Raw genomic sequence first — 14,567 nt, 5'->3', positions numbered from 1 at the left:
GGCCCGGCGCCCCGAAGGACGCCGGGCCTGGCAGAGAGCCGGGAGCTTAGAGCCCCGCCGCCTGCCGCAGCGCCTCCACGCGGTCCGTGCGCTCCCAGGTGAATTCGGGGAGCTCACGGCCGAAGTGGCCGTACGCGGCGGTCTGGGCGTAGATCGGGCGGAGCAGGTCGAGGTCGCGGATGATCGCGGCCGGGCGGAGGTCGAAGACCTCGTCGATCGCCTTCTCGATCTTCTCGTGGTCGATCTTGGCGGTGCCGAAGGTCTCGACGAACAGACCGACCGGCTCGGCCTTGCCGATGGCGTAGGCGACCTGGACCTCGCAGCGGGTGGCCAGGCCGGCCGCCACGACGTTCTTGGCGACCCAGCGCATGGCGTAGGCGGCGGAGCGGTCGACCTTGGACGGGTCCTTGCCGGAGAAGGCGCCGCCGCCGTGGCGGGCCATGCCGCCGTACGTGTCGATGATGATCTTGCGGCCGGTGAGGCCGGCGTCGCCCATCGGGCCGCCGATCTCGAAACGGCCGGTCGGGTTGACCAGCAGGCGGTAGTTCTCGGTGTCGAGCTTGATGCCCTCGTCCAGAAGCGCCTTCAGCTCCGCTTCCACGACGAACTCGCGGATGTCGGGGGCCAGGAGGGACTCCAGGTCGATGTCGCTCGCGTGCTGCGAGGAGACCACGACCGTGTCGAGGCGGACGGCCTTGTCGCCGTCGTACTCGATGGTGACCTGCGTCTTGCCGTCGGGGCGCAGGTACGGGATGGTGCCGTTCTTGCGGACCTCGGACAGGCGCTTCGACAGACGGTGCGCCAGGAAGATCGGCAGCGGCATCAGCGTCGGCGTCTCGTCCGTCGCGTAGCCGAACATCAGGCCCTGGTCGCCCGCGCCCTGCTTGTCCAGCTCGTCCTCATCGCCTTCGACGCGCTTCTCGTACGCCGTGTCGACACCCTGCGCGATGTCCGGGGACTGCGCGCCGATGGACACCGAGACACCGCAGGAGGCGCCGTCGAAGCCCTTCTTCGAGGAGTCGTAGCCGATCTCGAGGACCTTGTTGCGGACGAGCGTCGCGATGTCCGCGTACGTCTTGGTGGTGACCTCGCCGGCCACATGCACCTGGCCGGTCGTGATCAGCGTCTCGACGGCGACCCGGGAGGTCGGGTCCTCGCTCAGAAGCGCGTCGAGAATGGTGTCGCTGATCTGGTCAGCGATCTTGTCGGGGTGACCCTCGGTCACAGACTCCGAGGTGAACAAGCGACGGGACACAACGCTCCCTGGGGTTGCAGCGGCTGCTGTCTGATCATGGTCGGACGGGCTCGGGGGCTGCGCCCGGCTCCGTCCGAGAACAGTTTATCGGTCGTGCTCGGCCACCGGCCCCCCTGTCTCGCCTCGCGGAACCACCGTGACCTGCGGCACGGGCATTCTGCCCAATCCCCTACGGCCTTGACCAGGGGCGCCACGCCTCAATGTGCGAGGTTGCAGAAGAGCAGTGAAGCGAATGAAACATTCAGCGGAGCCGCTGGGCCACCAGATCCCACACCGTTTCGGCCAAGGCCTCCTTCGGGCCGTGCGGGACCGGGGTCTCCGTGCCGTCGGCGCCCAGCACAACGGCTTCGTTCTCCTCGGCACCGAACGTCTTGCGCTCCCCCACCTCGTTCACCACGAGAAGGTCGCACCCCTTGCGTTCCAGCTTCGTACGGCCGTTGGCCAGGACGTTGTCCGTCTCCGCGGCGAAGCCGACGATCACCTGTCCGGGGCGGGCGCGGTCGGCCGAGATCTCCGCGAGGATGTCCGGATTCCGTACCAGCGTGATGGGGTCCGGGTCCTGGCCGTCCTTCTTCTTGATCTTTCCGGCCGCGTAGGTCGCCGGGCGGAAGTCCGCGACCGCGGCGGCCATGACGACCGCGTCGGCGTCCGCGGCCGCCTTCAGTACCGCCTCACGCAGTTGTACGGCTGTCCCGACCGGGACGACGTCGACGCCCGCCGGATCGGGCAGGGCCGCGTTCGCGGCGATCAGCGTCACGCGGGCGCCGCGCGCAGCGGCGGTGCGGGCGAGGGCGTAGCCCTGCTTGCCGGAGGAGCGGTTGCCGAGGAAGCGGACCGGGTCGAGGGGTTCGCGGGTGCCACCGGCGCTGACGACGACGTGTCTGCCGGCGAGATCGGGTTCCGTGACTCCCCTGGCGAGAACTCGGCGGCAGACCTCGAAGATCTCGGCCGGGTCGGGCAGTCGGCCCTTGCCGGTGTCGACGCCGGTGAGGCGGCCGACGGCCGGCTCGATGACCACCGCGCCGCGGCGGCGCAACGTCGCCACGTTCTCCTGGGTGGCCGGGTGCTCCCACATCTCCGTGTGCATGGCAGGGGCGAAGACCACCGGACAGCGGGCGGTGAGCAACGTGTTCGTGAGCAGGTCGTCGGCGAGGCCGTGAGCCGCCTTCGCCAACATGTCGGCGGTGGCCGGGGCGACGACCACCAGATTGGCGTGCTGCCCGATACGGACGTGCGGGACCTCGTGGACGTCGTCCCAGACCTCGGTCGAGACCGGGTGGCCGGAGAGCGCGGACCAGGTGGCGGCGCCGACGAAGTGCAGGGCGGAGGCGGTCGGCACCACGCGGACGTCGTGCCCGGACTCGGTCAGTCTGCGCAGCAGCTCGCACGCCTTGTAGGCGGCGATCCCACCGCTGACCCCCAGAACCACCTTCGGCTTGTCCACCGGGCCCTCCCCGCACTCGACAACGTTCGACTCCATGACACACCACAGGCCCGACAGTCGCGCTGCCGGGCCTGTGGAAAAAGCTACTGCGGTCTGTAGATATTACTTACTGCGCCGGGCCCTCAACGGCCTCGGACGTCAGCAGACCCGCGTTGATCTCGCGCAGGGCGATCGAGAGCGGCTTCTCGTGGACGTGGGTGTCGACGAGCGGACCGACGTACTCAAGGAGGCCCTCGCCGAGCTGCGAGTAGTACGCGTTGATCTGGCGGGCACGCTTGGCCGCGTAGATCACCAGGCTGTACTTCGAGTCGGTGGCTTCGAGAAGCTCGTCGATCGGAGGGTTGATGATGCCCTCGGGCGCGGTGATGGAAGAGGACACGCTCTGCCTTCCGAAAGGTGGGATGGGATCGAAAACGATCACACAACTTCCATCAAGGCTAGCAGCTCGCGCGCCACGTCCTCGACGGAGGTGTTGACCAGGGTCACGTCGAACTCCGGCTCCGCCGCCAGCTCGACCTTCGCGGCCGCCAGGCGCCGCTCGATCACCTCGGGCGGCTCGGTGCCACGTCCGGTGAGCCTGCGCACCAGCTCCTCCCAGGACGGAGGAGCCAGAAACACCAGCTGGGCGTCCGGCATGGACTCGCGGACCTGCCGGGCGCCCTGAAGGTCGATCTCCAGAAGGACGGGCTCGCCCGCCTCCAGACGCTCCAGCACGGCCGCACGCGGCGTGCCGTAGCGGTTGCCGGCGAATTCCGCCCACTCCAGCAGCTCGCCGTTGGCGATCAGCTTGTCCATCTCCTCGTCGGTGACGAAGAAGTAGTGGACTCCATGCCGCTCGCCGGGGCGAGGCTTGCGGGTCGTCGCCGACACCGAGAGCCAGACCTCGGGGTGTTCCTTGCGCATATGGGCGACGACCGTGCTCTTGCCGACCCCGGAGGGGCCGGAGAGCACGGTCAGCCGCGGACGTTCACTCATGCAGCGATTATTCCAGCTATCCCGGCATGCCCGGGACTCCCTGCCCGCATGGCCGGGCTCAGGAGCCGGTGCTGCCGAACTCACGCTCCAGGGAGGCGATCTGATTCGAGCCGAGACCGCGCACGCGGCGGCTCTCGGAGATGCCGAGTCGCTCCATGATCTGCTTGGCGCGGACCTTGCCCACGCCAGGCAGGGACTCAAGCAGCGCGGAGACCTTCATCTTGCCGATGACGTCGTTCTCCTGGCCCTGCTTGATGACCTCGTGCAGGGAGGCGCCGGAGTGCTTGAGTCGATTCTTGACCTCGGCCCGCTCCCGGCGAGCCGCGGCGGCCTTTTCGAGCGCGGCTGCGCGCTGTTCAGGGGTAAGGGGCGGAAGAGCCACGCCTACGTCACCTCGGATGTTGAACTGTCGGATACGGACCGGTGAGGAACCTAGTCGCCCCACACCTGGGGAGCCACGAGCAACACGCTTGCCCGTTCACTCTGCTCGGAGACTAGCGGCCAAGTCCGCCAGAGTCAGCGAGAACAGCGGAAAAGTCCTGGTCAGCCTCTCCGGAGACGGACATTTACGACATATTGCCCCGGATTTGAGGATGTATTCAGACTCAAGTGGGTCCCGAGCCACTCATCGGAGGACTGCTGCGACCGGTTCGAACGCCTCATGCGGCGGTCACAGCTGCCCGGATCTCCTCCGCGAACCGCTCGGCGGCTACGCGCAGCGCGCCGACGTCGGGCCCGTGCCGCAGCACACCCCGGCTGACGTTCGGCACGACATTGCGCACCGCGGCGCCGAATACCCCGGGGAGGTCCGCCGGAGTGGCCCCCTGGGCGCCGATTCCGGGCGCGAGGAGCGGACCGTTGATGTCGAGGTCGTACGACGACAGGTCGCCGAGCGTGGCGCCGACGACCGCCCCGAAGGAGCCCATCGGCTCCTCCCCCGTGTTCTCGGCGGCCAGGTGCGCCAGCATGGTCGCTCCGACGTTCCGCCCGTCGGCGCGGACGGCGTGCTGGACCTCGCCGCCCTCGGGGTTCGAGGTGAGCGCCAGCACGAACAGGCCCGCGCCGCTCTCACGGGCCAGCGCGACGGCCGGGCTGAGCGATCCGTAGCCCAGATACGGCGACACGGTCAGCGCGTCGGAGCAGAGCGGGGCGTCCTTCCGGAGGAAGGACTCCGCGTACGCGGCCATGGTCGAGCCGATGTCGCCGCGCTTGGCGTCCATCACGACCAGCGCACCGGCCGCCCGGGCCTCCGCGACCGACTTCTCCAGGACGGCGACACCCCGCGAGCCGAAGCGCTCGAAGAACGCGCTCTGCGGCTTGAGGACGGCGACCCGGTCGGCCATCGCCTCGACGACCGTGCGGCTGAACCGCTCCAGCCCGGCGATGTCGTCGTTCAGGCCCCACTCGCCGAGCAGGGACGCGTGCGGGTCGATGCCGACGCACAGCGGACCGCGCTCGTCCATGGCACGGCGCAGGCGCGCTCCGAAGGGTTCCGGGCTCATGCGGCCTTCCTTACGTCGGCGCCGACCGCGTCGGCGAGGGTGGCGTACGGGCTGGTGCGGAGGCGGGCGGCGAGGCCCTTGTGGAGGGCGCGGCCCCAGAAGGGACCCTCGTAGATGAAGGCGCTGTAGCCCTGGATGAGGGTGGCACCGGCGAGGATGCGCTGCCAGGCGTCCTCGGCGTCCTCGATGCCGCCGACGCCCACGAGGGTGATCCGGTCCCCCACGCGCGCGTAGAGGCGGCTCAGCACCTCCAGGGAGCGTGCCTTGAGCGGGGCGCCCGAGAGCCCGCCGGCCTCCTCGGCCAGGGAGGGTTCGGATTTCAGACCGAGGCTCTCGCGCGCGATGGTGGTGTTCGTGGCGATGATCCCGTCCAGACCGAGTTCGACGGCCAGGTCGGCGACCGCGTCGACGTCCTCGTCGGCGAGATCCGGCGCGATCTTCACCAGGAGCGGGACACGGCGGTCGGTGACCGTACGGTCGGCGGCCTCGCGGACGGCGCTCAGCAGCGGACGCAGGTGATCCACGGCCTGCAGATTGCGCAGGCCGGGCGTGTTCGGCGAGGAGACGTTCACGACCAGGTAGTCGGCGTACGGCGCGAGACGCTCGGTCGACTTCACGTAGTCCCCGGCGGCGTCGGCCTCCGGAACGACCTTGGTCTTGCCGATGTTGACGCCCACGACGGTGTTGAAGACGGGCGTACGGGAGGCCAGCCGGGCGGCGACGGCCAGCGAGCCCTCGTTGTTGAAGCCCATGCGGTTGATCAGCGCCCGGTCCGGCACCAGCCGGAACAGCCGCTGCTTGGGATTGCCCGGCTGTGCCTCCCCGGTGACCGTGCCGATCTCGACATGGTCGAAGCCCAGCATCGACATGCCATCGATGGCGATCGCGTTCTTGTCGAAGCCCGCGGCGAGCCCGAAGGGGCCGTGCATGCGCAGCCCGAACGCCTCGGTGCGCAGCTCCTTGTAGCGGGGCGCGAGCATGGCCGCGATGAACGTGCGCAGTACGGGGACGCGGACGGCCAGGCGGATCCAGCGGAAGGCGAGATGGTGCGCCTGCTCCGGGTCCATGCGCTTGAAGACGAGGTTGAAGAAGAGCTTGTACATGGTGTCCTCACGAAGAGGGGGACACCGTTTCCGATGTCCCCCTCAGGGCTGCTAGTCGCGGGCCGCGATCAGATGCTCGGCGTGTTCCTGGAGTGAACGCACGCCCACGTCACCGTGGTTGAGGGCGTCGATGCCCTGGACGGCGGCGGCGAGCGCCTGAACCGTCGTCAGACACGGCACGGACCGCGCCACGGCCGCCGTACGGATGTCGTAGCCGTCGAGCCGACCGCCTGTGCCGTACGGGGTGTTGACGATGAGGTCGACCTCGCCGTCGTGGATCAGCTGGACGATGGTCCGCTCGCCGTTCGGGCCGGTGCCCTCGGACTGCTTGCGCACGACGGTGGCATGAATGCCGTTGCGCTTGAGGACCTCGGCCGTGCCGGAGGTGGCGAGCAACTCGAAGCCGTGGGCGACCAGTTCACGCGCCGGGAAGATCATCGAGCGCTTGTCGCGGTTGGCGACCGAGATGAAGGCGCGGCCCTTCGTCGGCAGCGGACCGTAGGCGCCCGCCTGCGACTTGGCGTACGCCGTGCCGAAGACGGAGTCGATGCCCATGACCTCGCCGGTGGAGCGCATCTCCGGGCCGAGGACCGTGTCGACGCCCCGCCCCTGGATGTCGCGGAACCGCGACCACGGCATGACGGCCTCCTTGACGGAGATCGGCGCGTCGAGCGGGAGTTCGCCGCCGTCGCCGGTCGCCGGGAGCAGGCCCTCCGTCCGGAGTTCGGCGACGGTCGCGCCCAGCGAGATCCGGGCGGCGGCCTTCGCCAGCGGCACCGCCGTCGCCTTCGAGGTGAAGGGGACGGTGCGCGAGGCACGCGGGTTGGCTTCGAGGACGTACAGGATGTCACCCGCCATCGCGAACTGGATGTTGATCAGTCCGCGGACGCCGACTCCCTTTGCGATGGCCTCCGTCGAGGCCCTCAGCCGCTTGATGTCGAAGCCGCCGAGGGTGATCGGCGGCAGCGCGCACGCCGAGTCGCCGGAGTGGATGCCGGCCTCCTCGATGTGCTCCATGACGCCGCCGAGGTACAGCTCCTCGCCGTCGTACAGCGCGTCGACGTCGATCTCGATGGCGTCGTCGAGGAAGCGGTCGACGAGCACCGGCCGGGAGGGGCTGATCTCGGTCGACTCGGCGATGTAGGACGACAGCCGGGTCTCGTCGTACACGATCTCCATGCCGCGCCCGCCGAGGACGTACGACGGCCGGACGAGCACCGGGTAGCCGATCTCGTCGGCGATGGCCTTGGCCCCGGCGAAGGTGGTGGCGGTGCCGTGCTTGGGGGCCGGCAGACCCGCCTCGGCCAGGACCTGCCCGAAGGCACCACGGTCCTCGGCGGCGTGGATGGCCTCCGGAGGGGTGCCGACGACCGGCACGCCGTTGTCCTTCAGCGCCTGCGCCAGGCCCAGCGGCGTCTGGCCGCCCAACTGGACGATGACACCGGCGATGGGGCCGGCGAGGGACTCCGCGTGGACGATCTCCAGCACGTCTTCCAGCGTCAGCGGCTCGAAGTACAGGCGGTCGGAGGTGTCGTAGTCCGTGGAGACGGTCTCGGGGTTGCAGTTGACCATCACGGTCTCGTAGCCCGCGTCGCTGAGGGCGAAGGAGGCGTGGACGCAGGAGTAGTCGAACTCGATGCCCTGGCCGATGCGGTTGGGGCCGGAGCCCAGGATGATGACCGCGGGCTTCTCGCGCGGAGCGACCTCCGTCTCCTCGTCGTACGAGGAGTAGAAGTACGGCGTACGGGCCGCGAACTCGGCGGCGCAGGTGTCGACCGTCTTGTAGACCGGGCGGATGCCCAGCGCGTGCCGCACCTCGCGGACGACGTCCTCGCGCAGGCCTCGGATCTCGCCGATCTGCTGGTCGGAGAAGCCGTGCCGCTTGGCCTCGGCCAGCAGGTCCGGGGTCAGCTCCGGCGCCCCGGCCAGTTCGTCGGCGATCTCCTTGATGAGGAAGAGCTGGTCGACGAACCAGGGGTCGATCTTCGTGGCCTCGAAGACCTCCTCGGGCGTGGCGCCCGCGCGGATGGCCTGCATGACCGTGTTGATCCGGCCGTCGGTCGGCCGGACGGCCTCCAGGAGGAGCCCTGCCTTGTCCCCGGGGTCCCCGACGAAGGTGAACTGGCTGCCCTTCTTCTCCAGCGAGCGCAGCGCCTTCTGGAACGCCTCGGTGAAGTTGCGGCCGATGGCCATGGCCTCGCCGACCGACTTCATGGTGGTGGTCAGCGTGGAGTCGGCCTGCGGGAACTTCTCGAAGGCGAACCGCGGTGCCTTGACCACTACGTAGTCGAGGGTCGGCTCGAAGGAGGCCGGGGTCTCTTGGGTGATGTCGTTCGGGATCTCGTCGAGGGTGTAGCCGACGGCGAGCTTCGCGGCGATCTTGGCGATGGGGAAGCCGGTCGCCTTGGAGGCGAGGGCCGAGGAACGGGACACGCGCGGGTTCATCTCGATGACGATGACGCGGCCGTCGACCGGGTCGATCGCGAACTGGATGTTGCAGCCGCCGGTGTCGACGCCGACCTCGCGGATGATGGCGATGCCGACGTCGCGGAGGATCTGGTACTCGCGGTCGGTGAGCGTCATCGCGGGCGCGACGGTGATCGAGTCGCCGGTGTGCACGCCCATCGGGTCGAAGTTCTCGATGGAGCAGACGACCACGACGTTGTCGTGCTTGTCGCGCATCAGCTCCAGCTCGTACTCCTTCCAGCCGAGGATGGACTCCTCCAGGAGCACCTCGGTGGTCGGCGAGAGCGTCAGGCCCTGCCCCGCGATGCGGCGCAGCTCCTCCTCGTCGTGCGCGAAGCCGGAGCCGGCGCCGCCCATGGTGAAGGACGGGCGGACGACGACGGGGTAGCCGCCGAGCGTCTCGACACCCTTGACGACGTCGTCCAAGGAGTGGCAGATGACCGAGCGCGCGGACTCGCCGTGCCCGATCTTGCCGTTGACCGCCTCGACGACCAGCTTGAACTGATCGCGGTCCTCGCCCTTGTGGATCGCCTCGACGTTGGCGCCGATGAGCTCGACGCCGTACTTCTCCAGTGCGCCGTTCTCGTGCAGCGAGATCGCCGTGTTGAGCGCCGTCTGACCGCCCAGCGTCGGCAGCAGCGCGTCCGGCCGCTCCTTCGCGATGATCTTCTCGACGAACTCCGGGGTGATCGGCTCGACATAGGTAGCGTCGGCGATCTCCGGGTCGGTCATGATCGTCGCCGGGTTGGAGTTGACGAGGATGACACGCAGGCCTTCGGCCTTGAGCACCCGGCACGCCTGCGTGCCGGAGTAGTCGAACTCGGCGGCCTGGCCGATGACGATCGGACCGGAGCCGATGACCAGGACGGACTGGATATCGGTGCGCTTAGGCACGCTGGCCCTCCATCAGGACTGTGTCCATCAAAGACGTGAAGCGGTCGAACAGGTAGGCGGCGTCATGCGGGCCCGCTGCCGCTTCGGGGTGGTACTGGACGCTGAAGGCCGGCCGGTCGAGGAGCTGGAGCCCCTCTACGACCTGATCGTTCAGACAGACATGGGAGACCTCGGCACGGCCGTAAGGGGTGTCGGTCACCTTGTCGAGGGGGGCGTCCACGGCGAAGCCGTGGTTGTGCGCGGTGACCTCGACCTTGCCGGTCGTACGGTCCTGCACCGGCTGGTTGATACCGCGGTGGCCGTACTTCAGCTTGTAGGTGCCGAAGCCGAGCGCGCGCCCCAGGATCTGGTTGCCGAAGCAGATACCGAACAGCGGCGTGCCGCGCTCGAGGACCGCCTGCATGACGGAGACCGGGTGGTCGGCGGTGGCCGGGTCGCCCGGCCCGTTGGAGAAGAACACGCCGTCGGGGTTCACGGAGTACACGTCCTCGACCGTCGCCGTGGCCGGCAGCACGTGCACCTCGATGCCGCGCTCGGCCATCCGGTGCGGGGTCATGCCCTTGATGCCGAGGTCCACGGCGGCGACGGTGAACTTCTTCTCGCCGATCGCGGGGACGACGTACGCCTCCTTGGTGGCGACCTCGGCGGAGAGGTCGGCGCCCTTCATCTCGGGCGCCTGGCGCACCTCGGCGAGCATGGTGCCCTCGTCGGGCAGCGCGTTGCCGGAGAAGATGCCGACGCGCATGGCGCCGCGCTCGCGCAGATGACGCGTCAACGCGCGCGTGTCGATGCCGGAGATGCCGACGACGCCCTGACCCCGCAGCTCTTCGTCCAGCGAGCGGCGGGAGCGCCAGTTGGAGGGCACGCGCGCGGGGTCACGCACGACATAGCCCGCGACCCAGATCTGCTTCGACTCCGGGTCCTCGTCGTTGACGCCGGTGTTGCCGACGTGCGGGGCCGTCATCACGACGACCTGGCGGTGGTACGACGGGTCGGTGAGGGTCTCCTGGTAGCCGGTCATGCCGGTGGAGAACACGGCCTCGCCGAAGGTCACCCCCACGGCCCCGTAGGCACGGCCGCGGAAGATACGGCCGTCCTCCAGGACGAGTACGGCGGGAGCCGCCTTGTGCCTCTGAGAGGCGGTCCCCTGGATGGAGGTCGTCATCGTTCGGCGCCTTCCGTGCTGGTTGCTTCGATCATGGAGTTAATGACGTCGACCCATTCGTTGTGCTCGGCCGCGTGGTCGGAACGGAACCCGGAGTCGAGCAGCCGCTCGCCGTGCGCCCAGGTCACCACGAGCAGCCCGCCCTCGGTCAGGACCTTGCCGGCGATCCCCTTGTCGAGCCGAGCCTCACGCAGGGCCGCCAGGGGGACGAAGAAGTCGGTCGCACCTGGGCGGACGACGTCCAGTCCCGCGTCCGTCAGCGTGAGCTCGACCCGGCTGCGGGTGCCGAGGCCGTGCGCCACGATGCGGTCGAGCCACTGCCCGGCGGTGGTGGAGCCGTGGTAGCGGCCACTCATCGACAACACAGCCAGTTTCGCCGCACCCGGCTCGTCCGGCACGGTGGGGAGCTCCGGCAGGTCGCCCTGGAGCGTGCCGCGCCACTTCCAGCCCTCGCGCATCAGCCAGTAGATGAGCGCGACGAAGAGAGCGAGGCCGACGAGCCAGCCGACACGGGCGGCCCAGTCGGTCACCTCCGCCGACTTCTGATCGGCGGCCAGGTACGTCAGATGCAGAGGTGTCACGTGAGCTTCCCGTCGACGAGCGTGGCCTTGCCCCGGAGCCACGTGTGCGTGACACGGCCCGGCAGCTCACGCCCCTCGTACGGAGTGTTGCGGCTGCGCGAGGCGAAGCCCTTGGGGTCCACGGACCCACGGTATTCCGTGTCGACGAGCGTGAGGTTGGCGGGCTCACCAGCCGAGACGGGACGGCCGTGCCCCCCTGCCTGCCCGATCCGCGCGGGCTTGAAGGACATGCGCTCGGCGACCCCGGCCCAGGTGAGGAGCCCGGTGTCCACCATCGTCTCCTGGACCACTGACAACGCGGTCTCCAGGCCGACCATCCCCATGGCGGCCGCGGCCCACTCGCAGTCCTTGTCCTCGTGCGGGTGCGGGGCGTGGTCGGTGGCGACGATGTCGATCGTGCCGTCGGCGAGCGCCTCGCGCAGCGCCAGCACGTCGCGCTCGGTGCGCAGCGGCGGGTTGACCTTGTAGACCGGGTTGTACGTGCGGACCAGCTCGTCGGTGAGGAGGAGGTGGTGCGGGGTGACCTCGGCGGTGACGTCGATGCCGCGGGACTTGGCCCAGCGGATGATCTCGACGGACCCGGCGGTCGACAGATGGCAGATGTGGACGCGGGAGCCGACGTGCTCGGCGAGCAGGACATCCCGGGCGATGATCGATTCTTCGGCCACCGCCGGCCAGCCGCCAAGACCCAGCTCGGCGGAGACGACGCCCTCGTTCATCTCGGCGCCCTCGGTCAGCCGCGGCTCCTGCGCGTGCTGCGCGACGACGCCACCGAAGGCCTTCACGTACTCCAGCGCCCGCCGCATGATCACGGCGTCGTCGACGCACTTGCCGTCGTCGGAGAAGACGGTGACACCGGCCGCCGACTCGTGCATCGCGCCCAGCTCGGCGAGCTTCCTGCCCTCCAGGCTGACGGTGACTGCGCCGATGGGCTGCACATCGCAGTAGCCGTGCTGCTGTCCGAGCCGGTAGACCTGCTCGACGACACCGGCGGTGTCGGCGACCGGGAAGGTGTTGGCCATGGCGAACACGGCGGTGAAGCCGCCGCGGGCGGCCGCCCGGGTACCGGTCAGGACGGTCTCGGAGTCCTCGCGTCCGGGCTCGCGCAGATGGGTGTGCAGGTCGACGAGGCCCGGCAGCAGCACCTTGCCGCCGGCCTCCACGACCTGGGCGCCCTCGTCCGGCAGACCGCTGCCGACGGCGGCGATCTGCGCGCCGTCGATCAGCACGTCCTGCGGCTCGCCGCCGAGCACCTTCGCACCACGGATCAGGATCTTGCTCATCTGTCTTACTTCTCCTCGGTACGGGGGTGGCTGACGGCGGGCTCGCTGCCGCCCAGCAGCAGATACAGAACGGCCATCCGGATGGAGACTCCGTTTGCGACCTGCTCGATGGCGGTGCAGCGGTCGGAGTCGGCGACCTCGGCGGTGATCTCCATGCCGCGGACCATCGGCCCGGGGTGCATCACGATGGCGTGCTCGGGCATCTTCGCCATGCGGTCGCCGTCGAGGCCGTAGCGCCGCGAGTATTCGCGCTCGGTGGGGAAGAAGGCGGCGTTCATCCGCTCGCGCTGGACACGCAGCATCATCACCGCGTCGGACTTGGGCAACGTGCTGTCCAGGTCGTACGCCACCTCGCACGGCCAGGACTCGATGCCGACCGGCACCAGGGTGGGCGGGGCGACGAGCGTGACCTGGGCGCCGAGGGTGTGCAGCAGATCCACGTTGGAGCGGGCGACGCGGCTGTGCAGGATGTCGCCGACGATCGTGATGTGCCGGCCGGCGAGGTCCTGCCCTATCCCGGCGTCCCGCCCGACCAGGCGCCGCCGCATGGTGAAGGCGTCCAACAGGGCCTGGGTGGGGTGCTGATGGGTGCCGTCGCCGGCGTTGATGACGGCGGCGTCGATCCAGCCGGAGTTGGCCAGGCGGTACGGCGCTCCGGAGGCACCGTGCCGGATGACGACGGCGTCGACGCCCATGGCTTCGAGGGTCTGGGCGGTGTCCTTGAGGGATTCTCCCTTGGACACGGAGGACCCCTTGGCCGAGAAGTTGATGACATCGGCGGACAGGCGCTTCTCGGCGGCTTCGAAGGAGATCCGGGTCCGCGTCGAGTCCTCGAAGAAGAGGTTGACGACGGTACGGCCGCGCAGGGTCGGCAGTTTTTTGATCGGCCGGTCGGCGACCCTGGCCATCTCCTCGGCGGTGTCGAGGATCTGGACGGCGTCGTCGCGGGTGAGGTCGGCGGCCGAGATGAGATGACGCTGCATCTTTCAGGCTCCGTAAGGCAGTTCAGGCTTTTGGGGAGATTCCAGACAGGCGGGGACACACCGAGGCGGCGCGTGTGATCCGTCTGCTACTGGGTCGGCTTCACACCGAGCAGCACGGTGTCGCGACCGTCCTCCTCGGCGAGCAGGACCTTGACCGTCTCCCGCAGCGACGTGGGGAGGTTCTTGCCGACGTAGTCGGCGCGGATGGGCAGTTCGCGGTGGCCCCGGTCGACGAGGACCGCGAGCTGCACGGCGCGCGGACGACCGATGTCGTTCAGCGCGTCGAGCGCGGCGCGGATGGTGCGGCCGGAGAAGAGCACGTCGTCGACGAGGACGACCAGGCGGCCGTCGATGCCGTCTCCGGGGATGTCCGTGCGGGCCAGCGCACGTGGCGGATGCATGCGCAGGTCGTCGCGGTACATGGTGATGTCGAGCGAACCGACCGGGATCTTGCGGTCGGTGATCTCCTCGAGCTTGCGGCCGAGCCGCTGGGCGAGGAAGACGCCTCGGGTCGGAATGCCGAGGAGCACCACGTCGTCGGCGCCTTTGGCGCGCTCGACGATCTCGTGGGCGATACGGGTCAACACCCGTGCGATGTCAGGGCCTTCGAGAACGGGCCGGGCATCGGACTGCTGTGCGTCCTGCTGTGTGCTCTGCTGCTTGTCCATATGAAAACGGACCCCCTTCTCCGCCTCACGGGACGGATCTTAAAGGACGCCGGAATTGCGCCATCCACGGTAGCAGGCCGGGACGACACCCCAGATCACCCGCTTGGCGTAATCTGGCGCCGCCACCACGGAAGAGTCGGTGTGGACCATTCGGCTTGACGCAGAAGAGTCACGCTGCGTAACCTCACAGTGAGTTACCAGCCGCGCGGTGTGGAACCACACCAGCCGCGTCGACACAGTGCCGGGGA

At 69.1% G+C, this 14,567-nt stretch carries 13 protein-coding genes; all 13 read right to left on the bottom strand.

What is annotated here, in order from left to right; all coding sequences use genetic code 11:
* Window positions 1–46: 46 nt before the first annotated feature.
* Window positions 47–1,255: a methionine adenosyltransferase gene (gene metK, locus KCH87_RS35440; protein ID WP_210591880.1), complete on the bottom strand. Its 1,209-nt coding sequence runs from the start codon at window positions 1,253–1,255 to the stop codon at window positions 47–49.
* Between the two features lie 241 nt (window positions 1,256–1,496).
* The gene (gene coaBC / locus KCH87_RS35435; RefSeq protein ID WP_210592063.1) at window positions 1,497–2,699 is read right to left on the bottom strand and encodes a bifunctional phosphopantothenoylcysteine decarboxylase/phosphopantothenate--cysteine ligase CoaBC; all 1,203 of its coding nucleotides are present in this window, start codon (window positions 2,697–2,699) and stop codon (window positions 1,497–1,499) included.
* A gap of 106 nt (window positions 2,700–2,805) precedes the next feature.
* Window positions 2,806–3,078 carry a DNA-directed RNA polymerase subunit omega gene (rpoZ, locus tag KCH87_RS35430; RefSeq protein WP_003982715.1) on the bottom strand — a complete coding sequence of 91 codons (273 nt, stop codon included), beginning with the start codon at window positions 3,076–3,078 and terminating at the stop codon, window positions 2,806–2,808.
* A 38-nt stretch (window positions 3,079–3,116) separates the two neighbouring features.
* The gene (gmk, locus tag KCH87_RS35425; protein ID WP_210591878.1) at window positions 3,117–3,674 is read right to left on the bottom strand and encodes a guanylate kinase; all 558 of its coding nucleotides are present in this window, start codon (window positions 3,672–3,674) and stop codon (window positions 3,117–3,119) included.
* A 58-nt stretch (window positions 3,675–3,732) separates the two neighbouring features.
* Window positions 3,733–4,056 carry an integration host factor gene (locus tag KCH87_RS35420; protein WP_003977346.1) on the bottom strand — a complete coding sequence of 108 codons (324 nt, stop codon included), beginning with the start codon at window positions 4,054–4,056 and terminating at the stop codon, window positions 3,733–3,735.
* Window positions 4,057–4,333: 277 nt separating this feature from the next.
* Window positions 4,334–5,176: an orotidine-5'-phosphate decarboxylase gene (gene pyrF / locus KCH87_RS35415; RefSeq protein ID WP_210591876.1), complete on the bottom strand. Its 843-nt coding sequence runs from the start codon at window positions 5,174–5,176 to the stop codon at window positions 4,334–4,336.
* On the bottom strand, window positions 5,173–6,279 hold the full coding sequence (locus KCH87_RS35410; RefSeq protein ID WP_210591874.1) for a quinone-dependent dihydroorotate dehydrogenase: 1,107 nt from the start codon (window positions 6,277–6,279) through the stop codon (window positions 5,173–5,175). The genes pyrF and KCH87_RS35410 overlap by 4 nt, the downstream gene beginning before the upstream one ends.
* Before the next feature lie 51 nt (window positions 6,280–6,330).
* Entirely contained in the window at window positions 6,331–9,639 is a 3,309-nt protein-coding gene (carB, locus tag KCH87_RS35405) for a carbamoyl-phosphate synthase large subunit (RefSeq protein ID WP_210591872.1), read from the bottom strand.
* Window positions 9,632–10,804: a glutamine-hydrolyzing carbamoyl-phosphate synthase small subunit gene (carA, locus tag KCH87_RS35400; protein WP_210591870.1), complete on the bottom strand. Its 1,173-nt coding sequence runs from the start codon at window positions 10,802–10,804 to the stop codon at window positions 9,632–9,634. The genes carB and carA overlap by 8 nt, the downstream gene beginning before the upstream one ends.
* Window positions 10,801–11,385, bottom strand: coding sequence for a hypothetical protein (locus KCH87_RS35395; protein WP_210591868.1), 585 nt, complete (start codon window positions 11,383–11,385; stop codon window positions 10,801–10,803). The genes carA and KCH87_RS35395 overlap by 4 nt, the downstream gene beginning before the upstream one ends.
* Complete coding sequence (locus KCH87_RS35390) at window positions 11,382–12,668, bottom strand: dihydroorotase (RefSeq protein WP_210591865.1); 1,287 nt, start codon at window positions 12,666–12,668, stop codon at window positions 11,382–11,384. Before KCH87_RS35390 ends, KCH87_RS35395 begins: the two co-directional genes overlap by 4 nt.
* Window positions 12,669–12,673: 5 nt before the next feature.
* Window positions 12,674–13,651 (bottom strand): aspartate carbamoyltransferase catalytic subunit, encoded by a 978-nt coding sequence (locus KCH87_RS35385; protein ID WP_210591862.1) that lies wholly within the window; start codon window positions 13,649–13,651, stop codon window positions 12,674–12,676.
* Between the two features lie 86 nt (window positions 13,652–13,737).
* The gene (gene pyrR, locus KCH87_RS35380; protein WP_210591859.1) at window positions 13,738–14,319 is read right to left on the bottom strand and encodes a bifunctional pyr operon transcriptional regulator/uracil phosphoribosyltransferase PyrR; all 582 of its coding nucleotides are present in this window, start codon (window positions 14,317–14,319) and stop codon (window positions 13,738–13,740) included.
* Window positions 14,320–14,567: the final 248 nt, after the last annotated feature.

Origin of the sequence: Streptomyces sp. GESEQ-35, assembly GCF_017948485.1 — a bacterium.
Classification (GTDB): Bacteria; Actinomycetota; Actinomycetes; order Streptomycetales; family Streptomycetaceae; genus Streptomyces.
Note: the sequence above shows the minus strand (reverse complement) of the source record. Positions and strands in the feature narration are given on the sequence as shown.

What these genes read in the sequence shown, in the direction of transcription:
- gmk (WP_210591878.1), bottom strand. Translation starts at nt 3,674, where the DNA reads ATGAGTGAACGTCCGCGGCTGACCGTGCTCTCCGGCCCCTCCGGGGTC.
- pyrF (WP_210591876.1), bottom strand. Translation starts at nt 5,176, where the DNA reads ATGAGCCCGGAACCCTTCGGAGCGCGCCTGCGCCGTGCCATGGACGAG.
- KCH87_RS35410 (WP_210591874.1), bottom strand. Translation starts at nt 6,279, where the DNA reads ATGTACAAGCTCTTCTTCAACCTCGTCTTCAAGCGCATGGACCCGGAG.
- carA (WP_210591870.1), bottom strand. Translation starts at nt 10,804, where the DNA reads ATGACGACCTCCATCCAGGGGACCGCCTCTCAGAGGCACAAGGCGGCT.
- KCH87_RS35390 (WP_210591865.1), bottom strand. Translation starts at nt 12,668, where the DNA reads ATGAGCAAGATCCTGATCCGTGGTGCGAAGGTGCTCGGCGGCGAGCCG.
- KCH87_RS35385 (WP_210591862.1), bottom strand. Translation starts at nt 13,651, where the DNA reads ATGCAGCGTCATCTCATCTCGGCCGCCGACCTCACCCGCGACGACGCC.
- pyrR (WP_210591859.1), bottom strand. Translation starts at nt 14,319, where the DNA reads ATGGACAAGCAGCAGAGCACACAGCAGGACGCACAGCAGTCCGATGCC.